The following is a 15,527-nucleotide window of genomic DNA, read 5'->3' as shown; positions in this document are numbered from 1 at the left end:
CAATCAGCATGCCAGTTTCAGAAATGAGATTTATTCAGTAATATCAATGAGTGTTCCGATGTGGACTGCACAAAGCCGGAGCAATTGCATACACTTTTTGCCTCCAAAATCGCCAATTTGACATGAAGGCTAAAACATAGGCATACAGAGATGCGGAGGAATCGAAGCCGGTGAGTGGCTTACGGCTCTAGCGAAAAGACTGGACGGAGGAGAGGTGTCGGGAAAGCGCAATTTGATCAGGTCGGGCACGACCGTCGATCAGATGGTGAGGGCGATCAGCGACCGGATCGTCACCGGTTTCCTGCGCCCGGGCGAAAAGCTCGACGAGGCCTCGCTCGCCGCCCGCTTCGACGTCTCACGCACGCCGATCAGGGAAGCGCTCAGCCGGCTCAGCGCCATGGGGCTGGTCGAAAGGCGGCCGAACCGCGGCGCCACCGTCGCCGTGGTGACGCAGGAGCACCTCGCCTCGATGTTCGAAAGCATGGCCGAGCTTGAAGCGATCTGCGCGCGGTTCTCGGCCGAGCGCATGACCGCTGGCGAGCGCCGCACGCTGGAGGCCGAGCACCAGGCCTCGGCGCGCTTCGTGCAGCTCGGTGCCGAAGAAGAGTATGAGCTTTTCAACACCGAATTCCACACCCGGCTCTATCGCGGCGCCCACAGCAAGCACATTTATGAACTGACCGTCATGACCCGCGGCCGCCTGGCGCCGTTCCGGCGCGCGCAATTCATGCTGCCCGGGCGGCTGGCCCAGTCCTGGCAAGAACATGACGCCATCGTCACCGCAATCATGCGCGGCGACAGTGCGGCGGCCGGAACAGCCGCCAAGGATCATGTCTCGATCGTCAGCGAGGCGAGCGCCGTCTTTGCGATCGGCGATCGCCCCAAAGGCAGGACCGAGCCGTTCCCGACATCGGCTTCCTAACCGTCAATCGACCAGCACGGCGACCACGGCAGCGCAGTCGCCGGCCTTGACCAGCCCCGGAAAATGCCGCGCCGCCAACAGACCGGACATTTTGGCCCGGATCTCCTGCGGAGCGCCGCCGGTGCGGCCTATGGAATGGATACGTGCCAGCACCTGGTTCTCTGCCACCGGCTCGCCGAGATCGATCATGGTTTCGATCATCCCGTCGTCCTCGGCGAACGAGAAGCAATCGCCGGACGGCATGTCGAGCCAGCGGGTTGGCTGCATCTCGACCGCGCCGGCGACGATGCCGGCATGGCGCAGCACATTGAGCACGCCGCGACGTGCGATCCGTACCGTTTCCGCGCGCGAAGTCCCGCCGCCGCCAAGCTCTGTGGTGATGAACAGCTTGCCCATCTCTTCGGCGGCAGTGTCGAACATGCCGACCGCGTCGATCTCCAGCATTTTCATCGACCATGGTGCGGAGAAGGCTTCAACCGCAGCGAAACCCTTCGCTTCCAGCACCTTGTCGGGCCGGATGTGGGCGGCGCAGAACGGCACGAAGTCGAGCGTCTTGCCGCCGGAGTGGAAGTCGAGCGCGATGTCTGTACGGGGCAGAAGCTCGCGCTGGAAATAATCAGCGATCTTCTCGGTCACCGTGCCGTCGGGCCGGCCGGGAAAGCTGCGGTTGAGATTGCCCTTGTCGATCGGCGAGGTGCGCGTGCCGGCGCGGAACGCCGGATAGTTCATCGCCGGCACGATGATGATCGTGCCGCTGACTTGCTTCGGGTCGAGCGTACGGGCGAGGTCATAGAGCGCCAGCGGCCCCTCGTACTCGTCGCCATGATTGCCGCCGGTGAGCAATGCGCTCGGCCCCTTGCCGTTGCGGATGACGCAGATCGGGATCATCACCGACCCCCAGGCGGAATCGTCGCGGCTGTAAGGCAGGCGCAGGAAACCGTGCTGCACGCCGTCGCGCTCGAAATCGACGGTCGGCGTGATCGGTGACGGGCGAAGGCTGGACATCGGACTCAATTCTTCACCACCAGTTTGCGCGGCACATTCGCCAGGCACTCGACGCCCGTCTCGGTGATCAGGATGGATTCGGTGATTTCCAGCCCCATCGTCTCAAGCCACAAGCCGGTCATGAAATGGAAGGTCATACCGGGCTTCAACTCGGTGCGGTCGCCTGGACGCAGGCTCATCGTGCGCTCGCCCCAGTCAGGCGGATAGGAAAGCCCGATCGGGTACCCGGTGCGGTTGTCCTTGACGATGCCGTACCGCTTCAGCACCGCGAAGAAGGCGTTGGCGATGTCCTCGCATGTGTTGCCGGGCTTGGCGGCGGCAAGTCCCGCCTCCATGCCTTCCAGCGTCGCCTTTTCTGCATCGAGGAATTCCGGCGTCGGTTTACCAAGGAACACGGTCCGCGACAGCGGGCAGTGATAGCGGTTGTAGCAGCCGGCGATCTCGAAGAAGGTGCCCTCGCCCGATTTCATCGGCCGGTCGTCCCAGGTCAGATGCGGCGCCGATGCGTCGGCGCCTGACGGCAGCAGCGGCACGATCGCCGGATAGTCGCCGCCGATGCCGTCGACGCCGCGCGTGCCGGCATCGTAGATCTCGGCGACCAGGTCGCATTTGCGCATGCCGACCTCGATCTTATCGACGATGCGCTGGTGCATCGCTTCGACGATGCGGGCGGCCTTGCGCATGTAGTCGATTTCGGTCGGGCTCTTCACCGCGCGCTGCCAGTTGACGAGTGCCGTGGCGTCGACGAAGCGGGCATTGGGTAAGTGCTTCTGCAGCGCTGCGAAGGCAGCGGCCGAGAACCAGTAATTGTCCATCTCGACGCCGATGCTGAGCTTGCCCCAGCCGCGATCGGAGAGCACGCTGGACAGAAAATCCATCGGATGGCGCTCGGTCGACTGCACATAGTGGTCGGCATAGCCGATGATGTTGTCGTGCGCGAGATAGGCGGTGCGCTTGGCGCCGTTGGCGTCCTGGCCGCGCCCGTACCACACCGGCTCGCCCGACGGCGGCACGATGACAGCCTGGTGCACGTAGAACGACCAGCCGTCGTAGCCGGTCAGCCAGGCCATGTTGGACGGATCGCTGACGATCAATAGATCGACGCCCTTGGCCTCCATGACCTTCCGCGTTTTGGCGAGGCGCTTCGCATATTCGCCGCGCGAGAATTTCAAATTGGGCTGCATTGTTCTTGGTCCTCGTTTGTTGGGCCTTGCGGCCAGCATCAGCTTTCGAAAATCGTACCGGTCTTGGCTGCACGCGCACGGTCGCGGGCGAGCGTGGCGATCGCCGTGTCCTGCACGCCGGTGCCGGTCAGGTCGGCAATGGTGATGTCGCTGTCCGAGCGCCGGCCATGCCTTTCGCCGGCGATGATGTGGCCAAGCTCGGTGATTTCGGCATCGGACGCCATCACGCCCGCCGCGATAGCATGGTGCAGTTCGCCCAGCCGGCGCGTCTGTTTGGCGCTATCGGCGACGTAGAGATCGGCCATGCGCAGGATCGCCGGCGCGATCTCGTTCTTGTGCTCGGCATCCGAGCCCATGGCAGTGATATGCTGGCCGGCGGAAACGAAGCCGGCCTTGATCAGCGGCTCGGTCGACGGCGTCGTGGTGACGATGATGTCGGCATCGGCCGCAGCCTTTGCCGCGTCGGGCTCGGCGTGAACGGCGATGCCCAGTCTTTCGGACAATGCGTCGGCCGCGGCCTCGGCCTTGGCGGCATCCCTTGCCCAGACGCGAGCCTCGGTGATCGGCCGCACCAGCATCAGCGCTTCGAGCTGCAGTCCGGCCTGAACACCGGCGCCGAAGATCGCGGCAACGGAGGAACCCGGCCGCGACAGATGTTTGGCGGCGACCGCACCGGCGGCGGCCGTGCGGATGTCGGTGAGATAGCCATTGTCGAGCAGCAGCGCCTCGACCAATCCGGTTTTCGCCGACAGCAGCACCATCATGCCGTTGACGCTGGGCAGGCCGAGCTTGGGATTATCGAAAAAGCCAGGGCTGATCTTGATAGCAAAACCGTCGATACCCGGTACATAGGCGGTCTTGACGTCGACCTCGCCGCGATGCTCTGGAATGTCCAGCCGCAGGATCGGCGGCATCGCCACCGGCAAGGTAGCGAGCGCCCGAAACGCGTTCTCGACGCAGGCGATGGCATCAAGATCGAGCTTCACGATCTTGCGCAATTCAGCTTCGGTGAGGATCGTCATCCGGCTCATGCTGCGCTCTCCGCAATTGCTTCGCCGCAGATGATCTTGCGGTGCAGTGTCATATCGATGTTGCGGCCGGACAGCACGAGCACCGTCGGGCCGCTCGCCCTGACCTTGCCGGCAAGCACGGCTGCGATGCCGACCGCGCCGGCGCCTTCGACGATCTCGCGCTCCTGTTCATAGGCATGGCGGATGCCGGTGGCGATCTCGCCCTCGCTGAGCAGGATCACATCGTCGAGCAGGTCGCGGCACATGGAAAAGGTCAGCCGGTTGTCGAGGCCTATGCCGCCGCCGAGGGAATCGGCCAGTGTCGGCAGTTCCTCGACCAAAACCGGATGTCCGGCGTCGAGGCTCGCCTTCATCGCCGCACCGCGCGCCATTGAAACGCCCATCACCTTCGTCGCCGGGCTGACGCCCTTCACGGCAGCAGCTACGCCAGCCGCCAGCCCACCGCCGGAAAGCGGCACCAGCACCAAGGCGGCGTCCGGAACCTGTTCGATGATCTCCAGCCCGAGCGTGCCTTGCCCGGCGACAATGGCAGGATGGTCGAAGGGCGGCAGCATGATCGGCCCCTCTTCCGCGACCAGCCGTTCGACCTCCCGCTGCGCATCGTCCTGGCTGTTGCCGACGATGCGGATCTCGGCGCCGAGCCGACGGATCTCGTCCAGCTTGTTCTGCGGCACCAGCCGCGACATGCAGATCGTCGCGTCGATACCTTGCAGTCGAGCGGCATAAGCCAGCGCCCGGCCGTGGTTGCCGGTCGAGGCAGCGACGACGCCGCGCGCCTTCTCCTCTTCTGTCAGCGAAGCGATAGCGTTCGAGGCACCGCGCAGCTTGAAGGCGCCGGTGGTCTGCCGGTGTTCGAGCTTGAGATAAACAGGAGCGTCCAAGTGCTGGGAAAGACTCCGGGAAGTGACGGTCGGCGTACGCTCGACCTTGTCTGCGATGCGCTCGCGCGCGGCGTGGATATCGGAGAGGCTTATCCTGGACGTGGTCATGGCTTATCAATCAGTTCAGCGGCAGCGTCATCAGACGGCCGAATTCAGGGCGCGGCTCGTCGTCGTCGCAAAGCCGCAGGCAATTCCAGGCTGTCGCCTGGTTGCTGGTGACGACAGGACGGCCGATGGCTTCTTCCATGCCGACAACTGCCGCCGCGGACCGCAGTGCCGTGCAGGAGACAAACAGCGCGTCCGAGTGTTCGGCCATCGCCTCGCGAGCCAGATCGACCAAGGATTTCGGCGCAATCCGCGCCATCTCGCGATCATCCTCGAAGCCGAGGCAAGTGAAGCTAGCGATCTCGAAACCATGCTCGGTGAAATAGGCCGCCATCGGCCGGCTGGTCTCGACCGTATAGGGCGTGAGGATGCTGATCGTCTTGGCGCCCAGCGCCTTCAGGCCGCGCACCCCGGCCATCGGCGGCGTGACCACCGGCACGCCGGGCTTGGCGGCCTGCACCGCCGCCTCGATTTCGGCATCGCCGATCACGACGGAAGCTGAGGTGCAGGAATAGCAGATCGCATCGAGCGGCTCGTCGGGCAGGATCAGGGCCGCGGCCGCCGTCAGTGACGGCTGCATCTTGCGCAAATTGTCCGGCGTCGTCGGGTTGGCGTAGGGGATGCGCGCGACATAGACGCCGATACGATCGCTTGCCACCATGCGGTGAAAATCCGGTTCGCTCGTATGGTCGGTGGCAAGGATGATCAGGCCGACCCGCTTTTCCAGCGGACGCGCATCGAGCGGCGGCCGGGCCGGGCGCAGGCGGATTTCGGGTGCAGCGCTCATCTTTCGATCCGCCCATAACGGTGTTCCAGCCAGCGCAGCAGCACCACCGAGAACAGGCTGATGGCGAGGAAGAAGGCGCCGACCAAGGTGATCGGTTCGATATACCGATAATAGGTATTGGCGACGCTCTTGGCCTGGTTCATCAGTTCGAGCACGGTGATCGCCGACAGCAGCGGCGTCTCTTTGAACATGGCGATGAAATAATTGGCAAGCGCCGGGATCATCGGCGGGATCGCCTGCGGAATGATGATGTGCGTCCAGGTCTGGGTGGCGTTCAGATTGCAGGCCTTGGCCGCTTCCCACTGGCCGCGCGGAACATTATCGATGCCGGCGCGGTAGACCTCGGCCGTGTAAGTGCCGTAATGCAGCCCGAGACCGATGACGCCCGCGACAAGCGGCGGCAACAGGATGCCAAAATCCGGCAGCACGTAGAAGATGAAATAGAGCTGCACCAACAGCGGCGTGCCACGGATGAACTCGGCAAGGAAACCGACGGTGCGCGACAGAGCCCTGTTCGGCGACCGGCGCGCCAATGCGATGCCCAACCCAACGATGGCCGCCAGCACCGAGCCAAGCAGCGTCGCCAGGATGGTGATCTTCACCCCCTCGATCAGCGTCGGCAGGATCTGCCGGACAAAATCCCAATCCCATTCCATTATCAGGCCCGGTCCATCATACGCGCACCCCGTCGAGGCCACGAGCCATGCGGCGTTCCAGCGACCGCACGCCCCATGAGATGAGCAGCGCCAGGACGAAATAGATGACGAGGATGGTGCTGAACGGCACCAGAGTATTGCCGGTCTGCGAGCGCACCACCTGCGCCTGGAAGGTCAGGTCGGCGAGCGAGATTAGCGAAACGACGGCGGTGGCCTTGAGCAATTCAATGGCGTTGTTGCCGAAGGTTGGCAGCATCACCAGAAGCGCCTGCGGCAAGATGATATGGTGCATGGCTTGCCAGCGGCCGAGATTGAGGGCGGTGCAGGCCTCATATTGTTCGCGGCCGATAGACTTGATGGCGCCACGCACCACTTCCGCCGCATAGGCGCCGACATTGAGGCCCAGCGCCAGCACCCCGGCCTGCAGCGGCGTCAACGAAATGCCGGCAAAAGGCAGCACGAAATAAGCCCAGAACAGCTGCACGAAAATCGAGGTGCCGCGGAAGAACTCGATATAGGCGGTGGCCAGCGCGCGTAGCACGAAAAACCGCGACAGCCGCCCCAGCCCGGCAAGAAAGGCCATGACCAAGGCCAGCACCGACCCCATCAGCGTCAGCTCGATGGTGACAAGCGCTCCTTGCAATATCAGGCCGAAATAGCCGGACCATTGGGTCATTGGGTCGAAAGTTTCCGCGTTGAATGTCTAGCGACACGTTGGTTCCAGCGTCCTTCTCCCCGTTCACGGGGAGAAGATGCCGGCAGGCAGATGAGGGGCAGCGCGAACCAACCGGAGTATGGCGCCGCCCCTCATCCGGCCCTTCGGGCCACCTTCTCCCCGTGAACGGGGAGAAGGAAGAACGCACCTACTTCGCCGAGCAGAGCTTGTCGCGGCTCGTCGACATTGCCGCCGCCGCCGAGAAGCCGTAAGGCTCGATGATCTTGGCGAACTCGCCGGACTTCTTCAGTTTCGCCAGCTCGACATCATAGGCGTCGCGCAGCGCTTCGTCGCCCTTCTTGAAGGCCGCGCCGTCGCAATAGACCGGCGCACCGACCACCGGCGCGATGACTTCGAGGTTCGGATCATTGGCTTTCTTGACCAGGTCGTTGATCGACAGCACGGGCAGCGAATAAGCATCGATGCGGCCGTCCTGCAGCATCTTCAGGCCGCTCTGGCCGTCCGGCACGACGATGACGCGCTCGCGCGGCACACCTGCGGTGAGCGCAAGCTTCTCTTCGGTGCCGCCACCCGGCGCGCCGATCGTGGCGCTCGCGTCCTTCGCGACGTCCTCGTAGCTCTTGAAGCCCTTCGGGTTGCCCTTCTTCACCAGCATCGCCTCGGCGTCGCACAGCACCGGTTCCGAATAGGCGACCGCAGCACAACGTTCCGGCTTCATGAACAGGCCGGCAGTGACGACGTCGAAACGGCCGGCCTGCAGGCCGGGAATCATCGCGCCATATTCCGAGATCGAGGCGACGATATCGTTGACGCCAAGGCGCTTGAAGATTTCACGGGCAACGTCAGGCGCCGCACCCGAAACCTTGCCGTCGGCAGCGACCGCCGTATAGGGCGGCTCGTTGGCGATGGCGACGCGGGCAAAGCCTTGCGCCTTGAGCTCTTCGAGCTTGCTGTCGTCGGCCGAGCCGGCCGTCGAGGCGGCCAGCACCGCCGTCAGCGCGATACCGGCGACGCCGGCCAAAATGGCAAATTTCTTCATTGTTCCCAACTCCTTGTTTGTCTGTCTTCTTGGCTTGCTTGAGGCGTCGCCGCCTCGCATGGCAGTCAGACCCGATGTCCGGCCGCAATGATCTTCTTCAGGAAACCTTGCGTGCGCTCCTGTTTGGGATGGCGGAAAATCTCGTCGGGCTTGCCCTCCTCGACTATTCTGCCGCGATCGAAGAACAGCACCCGGTCGGCGAAGTCATGGGCGAAACCCATCTCGTGGGTGACCAGCAGCATGGTCATGTCGGTCTCGGCCGCGAGCTTGCGCATGACGTTGAGCACCTCGTCGACGAGTTCCGGGTCGAGCGCCGAGGTGACCTCGTCGAACAGCATGATCTTCGGCGACAGCGCCAGCGCCCGCGCAATCGCGACGCGCTGCTTCTGGCCGCCTGAAAGCTGCGCCGGCATCGCCTTGGCCTTGTCGACCATGCCGACCATGTCGAGCAGTTCCATCGCCCGCTTTTCGGCGGCGGCCCGCGGCACGCCTTTGGTCAGCATCGGTGCCAGCGTCACATTGTCGATGACGCATTTGTGCGGAAACAGATTGAACAGTTGGAAGACCATGCCGATCTTCTGGCGCATCTTTGCCAAATGCCGTTCATCGGCCGTCAGCAGCCGGCCGTTACGCTCCATGTGGTACAACTGTTCGCCGTCGACTTGGATGTGGCCGCTGTCGATACGCTCCAGCGTCATCAGGATGCGCAGGATCGTCGTCTTGCCCGAACCCGACGGGCCGATCAGTGCCAGCTTCTCGCCGGGCATGACTTGCATCGAGAGGCCGTCCAGCACCTTGAAGGTGCCGAAGCTTTTTGAAATGCCGTCGATCTTGATGATGGGCGCCGACAATGGATTTCCCGTGCTGGAGAAGCTTGCCTTTAACGATGCGGATCGCGGCAAATCATGTCAATCAAGAAAATAATATCATGACAATATTTCGGATTCCGCACAATTTCGCGCCATTCGCCGTCTAGATCGCAAGCAGGAGATGCTCGGGATCGCCGAGCAGAAGCTTGGTGACAACGCCGAGACCGGCACGCAGTTCCCCCTCCGTGGTCGAGCCAAGCGAAATCCGGACAGCTGGATGCCAAGGCGTCTGCGAAATGCGAAACGACGTACCGGGCGCGATCGCCACGCCCTGCAGGCGGGCCTGGGAAACAAAGCTTTCCTCGCCGCGATCATCGGGCAGTTGCAGCCAGACATGCAGCCCGTCGCGATGAGCCCGATAGTCCACTCCGGCGAGCACCTCGGCGGCGATGTCCAGACGCCGCCGCAAAGCCATACGCTGCCATCGCACGAGTTCCATCGCGGTGCCGTCGGCCACCCATTTGGTGGCGATCTCGGCCACCAGCGGCGTCGCCATCCAGTTCGAGACGAGATGGCGGTTGGCGACCGCGGCGACATAACGATCGGGCGCCGCGAGATAGCCGATGCGCAGGCCCGGCACCACGATCTTGGTGAAGGAGGTGACGTAGAGCGTGCGCTCGGGCGCGAAGGCGGCTACCGGCGGCGGCCGGTCCTCGACCAACGGGCCGAGGACGTCGTTTTCGATAATGGCGATGTCATGCCTGCGCGCAACGGCGGCAATCTGTTCGCGCCGGCCGGCATCCATCAGGGTGGCCGTAGGGTTGATCACCGACGGCTGCACGAACACGGCGCGGATGTCCGACAGCCGGCAGGCCTCGTCCAGCGCTTCCGGGATCAGCCCATTGTCGTCGATCGGCAAACCCTCAAGGTTGAAGCCGAGATAACGCGCCAGCGGGATCAGCGTGTGGTGGCCGATCGCCTCGGTGGCGACGGTCGAACCCGGCGGCGCCACGCTCATCAGCGCCACTGTCATCCCTGCGGTGGCGCCGTTGGTCAGGCTGATGTTCTGCGGCGACGCGTCGAGGCCACAGAGGCGTAGCCACTCGACACCCACCGCGCGGTGGCGCGGGAACACCATGTTCGGCCTGAACGACAGCGCCGAGCTCGACGGCAGGTTTTCGGCGAGCCAGCCCAGCGCCTGTCTCAGCCGCTCCAGATGCATCGGTTCGCAGACCGGCTTCAGGATGGAGAGATCGATGACCTCGCCCAGCCGCTCCGGCAGATAGGGCGGCTCCGGCTCGCGGCGCTGCGTCTGCACGAAGCTGCCGCGGCCGACCTCACCGGACACCAGCCCGCGGCGGATCAGCTCCTCATAGGCGCGGCTGACCGTCTGCACGGAAAGTTGCAGATCGTCAGCCAACTGCCGGTGCGTCGGCAAGCGCGCGCCATTGGCCAGGCGCCCGTCATGGATGGCGCGCGCCAACTGGTCGGCGAGCGATTGATAGGCCGGCCGCCGGATAAGAGCGGGATCTGGTCGCCAAAATGTCATGACTTATTAGAGATCGAAATCAGTGCAATTGACAATCGAAATAATGCGCCGTCATGGTGTCCGGCACTAGAAGTGGACGATCATGGCTGCAGCGAAACTCGATCCGATCGACCTGAAAATCCTCGACGCCATCCAGCGCGACGGGCGCATCACCAAGCTGGCGTTGGCCGAGAAGGTCGGCCTGTCGCCGACGCCTTGCTGGATGCGACTGCGCAAGCTGGAAAAAGCCGGCATCGTCTGCGGCTATCATGCCAGGATCGCCATGCGCGCCATCGCACCGGTCGCCACCGTGCTGATGGAGGTGACGCTGGCTAGCCACCGCCAGGCCGATTTCGACCGTTTCGAGCGCGTCATCCGCGACATCCCCGAGATCGTCGCCTGCTGGTCTGTCGGCGGCGGCGTCGATTACCTGCTGAAGGTGATGGCGCGCGACATCGACGCCTATCAGCGGCTGGTCGACACTCTGCTCGAGCGCGAGATCGGCATCGACCGCTATTTCACCTATATCGTCACCAAGACGGTGAAGGAGGAGAGTGTACTGCCGGTGGCGGACCTGTTGCCGGCATCTTCCTGATACCGGAGAGATCGTCTGGCTGGGCAGGGCAATAGAGACAATCTCTCTACGTGCAGGCACGCAAACAGCCTCTCTGTTTGCGCGGCAGAGATAGTCTTGCGGCATCACCCGAACCGGGAGCCCGATGATGTCCGCACATTTTGCCCGCTCGCACCGCCATGAAGCACTTGATCGCCTCGCCGATCGGCGGCTGCTGCGCGAACTCGCCTATGTCGCTGGCCACTGGACGGCGAGCGAGACGGCGGAGAGTTTCGAGGTGACCGATCCGGCCACCGGATCCACCGTCGCTTTCGTTGCCGCGCTCGATGCCCGGCAGACCACATTGGCGATCGATGCGGCATCGCGCGCCCTTCCTGCCTGGCGCGCATTGCTGCCGCAGGAACGGTCGAAAATCTTGCGAAAATGGTTCGATCTGATCGTCGCCGCCAAAAATGACCTGGCCCTGCTGATGACGCTAGAGCAAGGCAAGCCGCTGAAGGAATCGCGCGGCGAGATCGACTATGCCGCCTCTTTTGTCGAATGGTATGCCGAGGAGGCCAAACGTCTCAACGCCGAAGGCTTCACCAGCCATCTGCCAAATGCCGAGATGGTGGTGCGACGCGAACCGCTTGGTGTCGTCGGCGTCGTCACGCCGTGGAATTTTCCCGCGGCCATGCTGACCCGCAAGGCGGCGGCCGCCCTCGCCGCCGGCTGCACCATCGTCGCGCATCCTTCCTCGGAAACGCCGCTGTCTGCACTGGCGTTGGCCGAGCTTGGCGAACGTGCCGGCCTGCCGGCTGGCGTGTTCAACGTCCTCTCCGGCAGGGCTTCGATCATCGTCGGGCGGATGTGCGAAGACCCGCGCGTTCGCGCCATGAGCTTCACCGGCTCGACCGAGATCGGCAGGCTGATCGCCGCGCAAAGTGCGCCGACGATGAAGCGTCTTGTGATGGAGCTTGGCGGTCATGCGCCTCTGATCGTCTTCGCCGACGCCGATCTCGACAAGGCTGTGACCATCGCCGTCGACGCTAAATTCGCGACCTCCGGCCAGGACTGCCTCGCCGCCAACCGCATCTATGTCCAGCGCCCGATCTACGACCGTTTTTGCGCCGCCTTCACCAAGCGCATCGAGACGTTGCGGACCGGCAATGGCCTGGCTGACGACACCGACATCGGGCCGTTGATGCACGAGCGCGGCGTCAAGAAGATCGAAGAGCAGGTCGCCGATGCGCTGGCTGGTGGCGCGCGCTGCCTCACCGGCGGTGGCCGCCATGTGGCTGGGCCGCTGTTCTACCAGCCGACCCTGCTCGCCGACGTTGGAGACGACGCGCTGATCATGCGCGAGGAGACCTTCGGTCCGGTTGCGGCAGTGACGCCTTTCGACAGCGAAGAGGAAGTTGTCGCCCGCGCCAATGCGACAGAATACGGGCTCGTCGCCTATGTCGTCACTGAAAACGGCGGCCGGCAATTGCGCATGGGCCGCGCGCTCGACTATGGCATGGTCGCCATCAACCGCGTGAAGATCACCGGCGCGCCGATCCCCTTCGGCGGCGTCAAACAGTCCGGCATGGGCCGCGAGGGCTCGCGTCACGGGCTCGAAGCCTTTACCGATCTCAAATATCTCTGCCTCGACGTAGCGTAAGCCGCGCCCGACACTTTCCCTTAGGAGTTAAAAAAATGCTCGACCAGTCAAACGAACTCGCCGCCTGGGATCGCGATCATTTCTTCCATCCCTCGACCCATATGGGAACGCATGCGCGGGGTGAATCACCGACCCGCGTGATCGCCGGCGGCGAAGGCGTCACCATCTGGGACAATAATGGGCGCAAGAGCATCGATGCCTTCGCCGGGCTCTACTGCGTCAATGTCGGCTATGGCCGCCAGAAGATAGCCGACGCCATCGCCGCGCAGGCCAAGAACCTCGCCTATTACCACGCCTATGTCGGGCACGGCACCGAGGCATCGATCACGCTTTCCAAGATGATCATCGACCGCGCGCCCGAGGGCATGTCGAGGGTCTATTTCGGCCTCTCCGGTTCCGATGCCAACGAAACCAACATTAAGCTGATCTGGTACTACAACAATGTGCTCGGCCGGCCCGAGAAGAAGAAGATCATCTCGCGCTGGCGCGGTTATCACGGCTCCGGGATCATGACCGGATCGCTGACCGGCCTCGACCTGTTCCACAACGCCTTCGATCTGCCGCGTGCGCCGGTCCTGCACACCGAGGCGCCCTACTATTTCCGCCGCGCCGACCGCTCGCTGAGCGAGGAGCAGTTTTCGCAATACTGTGCCGACAAGCTCGAGGAGATGATTCTCGCCGAAGGGCCGGAGACGGTCGCCGCGTTCATCGGTGAGCCTATCCTCGGCACCGGCGGCATCGTGCCGCCGCCGGCCGGCTACTGGGAGAAGATCCAGGCGGTGCTGAAGAAGTACGACGTGCTTCTGGTTGCCGACGAGGTCGTCACCGGCTTTGGCCGGCTGGGCACCATGTTCGGCTCCGACCATTACGGCATCAAGCCTGACCTGATCACCATCGCCAAGGGCCTGACCTCGGCCTATGCGCCGCTCTCCGGCGTCATAGTCTCAGACAAGGTCTGGCAGGTGCTCGTCCAAGGCTCCGACAAGCTCGGCTCGCTCGGCCATGGCTGGACCTATTCGGCGCACCCGATCTGCGTCGCCGCCGGCGTCGCCAACCTGGAACTGATCGACGAGATGGACCTGGTGCGGAACGCCGGCGAGACCGGCGCCTATCTCCGCGCCGAGCTGACGAAAGCCGTCGGCGGCCACAAAAACGTCGGCGAGGTGCGCGGCGACGGCATGCTGGCGGCGATCGAGTTCGTCGCCGACCGGGACGACCGCGTATTCTTCGACGCCTCGCAAAAGATCGGACCGCAGGTCGCGACCGCGCTTGCGGCAAGCGGCGTCATCGGCCGCGCCATGCCGCAGGGCGACATTCTCGGTTTCGCGCCGCCGCTCTGCCTGACGCGGGAAGAGGCTGATATCGTCGTGTCGAAGACGGCCGACGCGGTGAAGAGCGTGTTTGCAAACATCTGAAGAGCCGACATGAATGCCATGACCAAAACCCTCCCCGCCACCATGGCCGCCGTGCAGCTGATCGGGCACGGCGGGCCGGAAAAGCTCGTCTATCGCACCGACGTGAAAGTGCCCTCGCCCGCCCGGGGCGAGGTGCTGGTCAAGGTCACCGCTTGCGGCATGAACAACACCGATGTCTGGGTGCGCCAGGGCGCCTATGGCACGGAGGAGGATGCCGCCGCTGTGTCGACCTGGCGTCGTCAGGGCAATACGCTGAGCTTCCCGCGCATCCAGGGCACCGACACGGTCGGCAACATCATTGCCGTCGGCGACGGCGTGTCGCCGGCCCGCATCGGCGAGCGGGTGATGGTCGATTTCTCCATCTACAATCGCGACGACGATTCACTCGCCGACATCGACTATATGGGCCATGGCCGCGACGGCGGCTATGCCGAATACCAGGCAGTACCGTCCGAAAACGCCCATGTCGTCGACACCGATCTGAGCGATGTCGAGCTTGCCACTTTCTGCTGCGCCTATCTCACCGGCGAGCAGATGTTGGAACGCGCCGCATTGAAAGCCGGCGAGCGTGTGCTTGTCACCGGCGCCTCTGGCGGCGTCGGCTCCGGCATCGTGCAGCTGGCGCGGGCGCGCGGCGCCATTCCCTATGCGGTTGCCGGCAAGGGCAAGGAACAGGCCGTGCGTGAGATCGGCGCCGAGGCGGTGATCACCCGTGGCGTTGCCGATCTGCCGGCCGCCGTCAGCGCGGCGACCGGCGGGCGGCCAATCGACGTGGTCGCCGATCTGGTCGGCGGCGCCATCTTCAATGACCTCTTGCGCATCTTGAGGCCCGAAGGCCGCTACACCACGGCCGGCGCGATCGCCGGCCCGGTCGTGCAGCTCGACCTGCGCACCATGTATCTGAAACAGCTGCAACTGCATGGCTCGAGCCAGGGCACACGGGCGGATTTCCGCCGCATCGTGCGCTACATCGAGGAGAAGAAGATCCGGCCGCTGGTCGGCGGCGTCTACAAGCTGTCCGATTTCCATCGCGCCCAGGCCGATTTCATCGCCAAGGATTTCGTTGGCAAGCTGGTGGTCGTGCCGGATGCGGTCGCCAAAATAGCGCGTCGACCAAAAACGCCTATCACAGGCTCGGGCCGTTCGCAGACGCGGTGAGGTCGAGCGCCACATCCAAGCAGCGTTTTCGTGATGGCTTTGTTTATCTGAATGAGCAAAACCCATTCTGATTTGGCTGCACGCCGGCGACAAGGATTCCTGACCCTCTCCTGCG

15 protein-coding genes are annotated in these 15,527 nt (G+C 63.8%); 5 read left to right on the top strand and 10 right to left on the bottom strand.

All coding sequences use genetic code 11. The features are described from left to right. Positions 1-232 precede the first annotated feature (232 nt). The gene (locus tag NKH16_RS28745; protein WP_031211916.1) at positions 233-922 is read left to right on the top strand and encodes a GntR family transcriptional regulator; all 690 of its coding nucleotides are present in this window, start codon (positions 233-235) and stop codon (positions 920-922) included. Positions 923-925: 3 nt separating this feature from the next. Here NKH16_RS28745 and doeB read toward each other — a convergent pair whose 3' ends face one another. From doeB to ehuR, 10 genes are all read right to left on the bottom strand, one after another. After that, the gene (gene doeB / locus NKH16_RS28740) at positions 926-1,927 is read right to left on the bottom strand and encodes a N(2)-acetyl-L-2,4-diaminobutanoate deacetylase DoeB (RefSeq protein ID WP_023677207.1); all 1,002 of its coding nucleotides are present in this window, start codon (positions 1,925-1,927) and stop codon (positions 926-928) included. Between the two features lie 5 nt (positions 1,928-1,932). Beyond that, positions 1,933-3,111, bottom strand: coding sequence for an ectoine hydrolase DoeA (gene doeA, locus NKH16_RS28735; protein ID WP_352748199.1), 1,179 nt, complete (start codon positions 3,109-3,111; stop codon positions 1,933-1,935). 38 nt (positions 3,112-3,149) lie between these two features. Beyond that, complete coding sequence (locus NKH16_RS28730; protein WP_352452347.1) at positions 3,150-4,142, bottom strand: cyclodeaminase; 993 nt, start codon at positions 4,140-4,142, stop codon at positions 3,150-3,152. Further along, positions 4,139-5,131, bottom strand: a complete 993-nt coding sequence (gene eutB / locus NKH16_RS28725) for a hydroxyectoine utilization dehydratase EutB (RefSeq protein WP_352903055.1) — start codon at positions 5,129-5,131, stop codon at positions 4,139-4,141. The genes NKH16_RS28730 and eutB overlap by 4 nt, the downstream gene beginning before the upstream one ends. A gap of 10 nt (positions 5,132-5,141) precedes the next feature. Continuing rightward, positions 5,142-5,915, bottom strand: a complete 774-nt coding sequence (gene eutA, locus NKH16_RS28720; RefSeq protein ID WP_352679172.1) for an ectoine utilization protein EutA — start codon at positions 5,913-5,915, stop codon at positions 5,142-5,144. Continuing rightward, on the bottom strand, positions 5,912-6,571 hold the full coding sequence (gene ehuD, locus NKH16_RS28715; RefSeq protein ID WP_023677202.1) for an ectoine/hydroxyectoine ABC transporter permease subunit EhuD: 660 nt from the start codon (positions 6,569-6,571) through the stop codon (positions 5,912-5,914). Before ehuD ends, eutA begins: the two co-directional genes overlap by 4 nt. Before the next feature lie 16 nt (positions 6,572-6,587). Further along, entirely contained in the window at positions 6,588-7,247 is a 660-nt protein-coding gene (gene ehuC / locus NKH16_RS28710; protein WP_023677201.1) for an ectoine/hydroxyectoine ABC transporter permease subunit EhuC, read from the bottom strand. 187 nt (positions 7,248-7,434) lie between these two features. Next, positions 7,435-8,286 (bottom strand): ectoine/hydroxyectoine ABC transporter substrate-binding protein EhuB, encoded by an 852-nt coding sequence (gene ehuB, locus NKH16_RS28705; RefSeq protein ID WP_023677200.1) that lies wholly within the window; start codon positions 8,284-8,286, stop codon positions 7,435-7,437. A 65-nt stretch (positions 8,287-8,351) separates the two neighbouring features. Continuing rightward, a complete protein-coding gene (gene ehuA, locus NKH16_RS28700) occupies positions 8,352-9,137 on the bottom strand; it encodes an ectoine/hydroxyectoine ABC transporter ATP-binding protein EhuA (RefSeq protein ID WP_023677199.1) in 786 nt (261 codons plus the stop codon). Positions 9,138-9,258: 121 nt separating this feature from the next. Further along, entirely contained in the window at positions 9,259-10,644 is a 1,386-nt protein-coding gene (gene ehuR / locus NKH16_RS28695) for a MocR-like ectoine utilization transcription factor EhuR (protein WP_352748201.1), read from the bottom strand. Positions 10,645-10,726: 82 nt separating this feature from the next. Between ehuR and NKH16_RS28690 the strand changes: the two genes are divergently transcribed. From NKH16_RS28690 to NKH16_RS28675, 4 genes are all read left to right on the top strand, one after another. Continuing rightward, positions 10,727-11,218 (top strand): Lrp/AsnC family transcriptional regulator, encoded by a 492-nt coding sequence (locus NKH16_RS28690; RefSeq protein WP_031211913.1) that lies wholly within the window; start codon positions 10,727-10,729, stop codon positions 11,216-11,218. Between the two features lie 127 nt (positions 11,219-11,345). Next, a complete protein-coding gene (locus NKH16_RS28685) occupies positions 11,346-12,839 on the top strand; it encodes an NAD-dependent succinate-semialdehyde dehydrogenase (RefSeq protein WP_352748203.1) in 1,494 nt (497 codons plus the stop codon). A 35-nt stretch (positions 12,840-12,874) separates the two neighbouring features. Continuing rightward, positions 12,875-14,254 carry an aspartate aminotransferase family protein gene (locus tag NKH16_RS28680; RefSeq protein WP_352748204.1) on the top strand — a complete coding sequence of 460 codons (1,380 nt, stop codon included), beginning with the start codon at positions 12,875-12,877 and terminating at the stop codon, positions 14,252-14,254. 9 nt (positions 14,255-14,263) lie between these two features. Then, complete coding sequence (locus NKH16_RS28675; protein ID WP_352748205.1) at positions 14,264-15,412, top strand: alcohol dehydrogenase family protein; 1,149 nt, start codon at positions 14,264-14,266, stop codon at positions 15,410-15,412. Positions 15,413-15,527: the final 115 nt, after the last annotated feature.

It is taken from the genome of Mesorhizobium sp. M1307, from assembly GCF_040318155.1.
In the GTDB taxonomy this organism is placed as follows: Bacteria; Pseudomonadota; Alphaproteobacteria; order Rhizobiales; family Rhizobiaceae; genus Mesorhizobium.
This window is presented reverse-complemented; position numbering and strand designations above follow the sequence as displayed.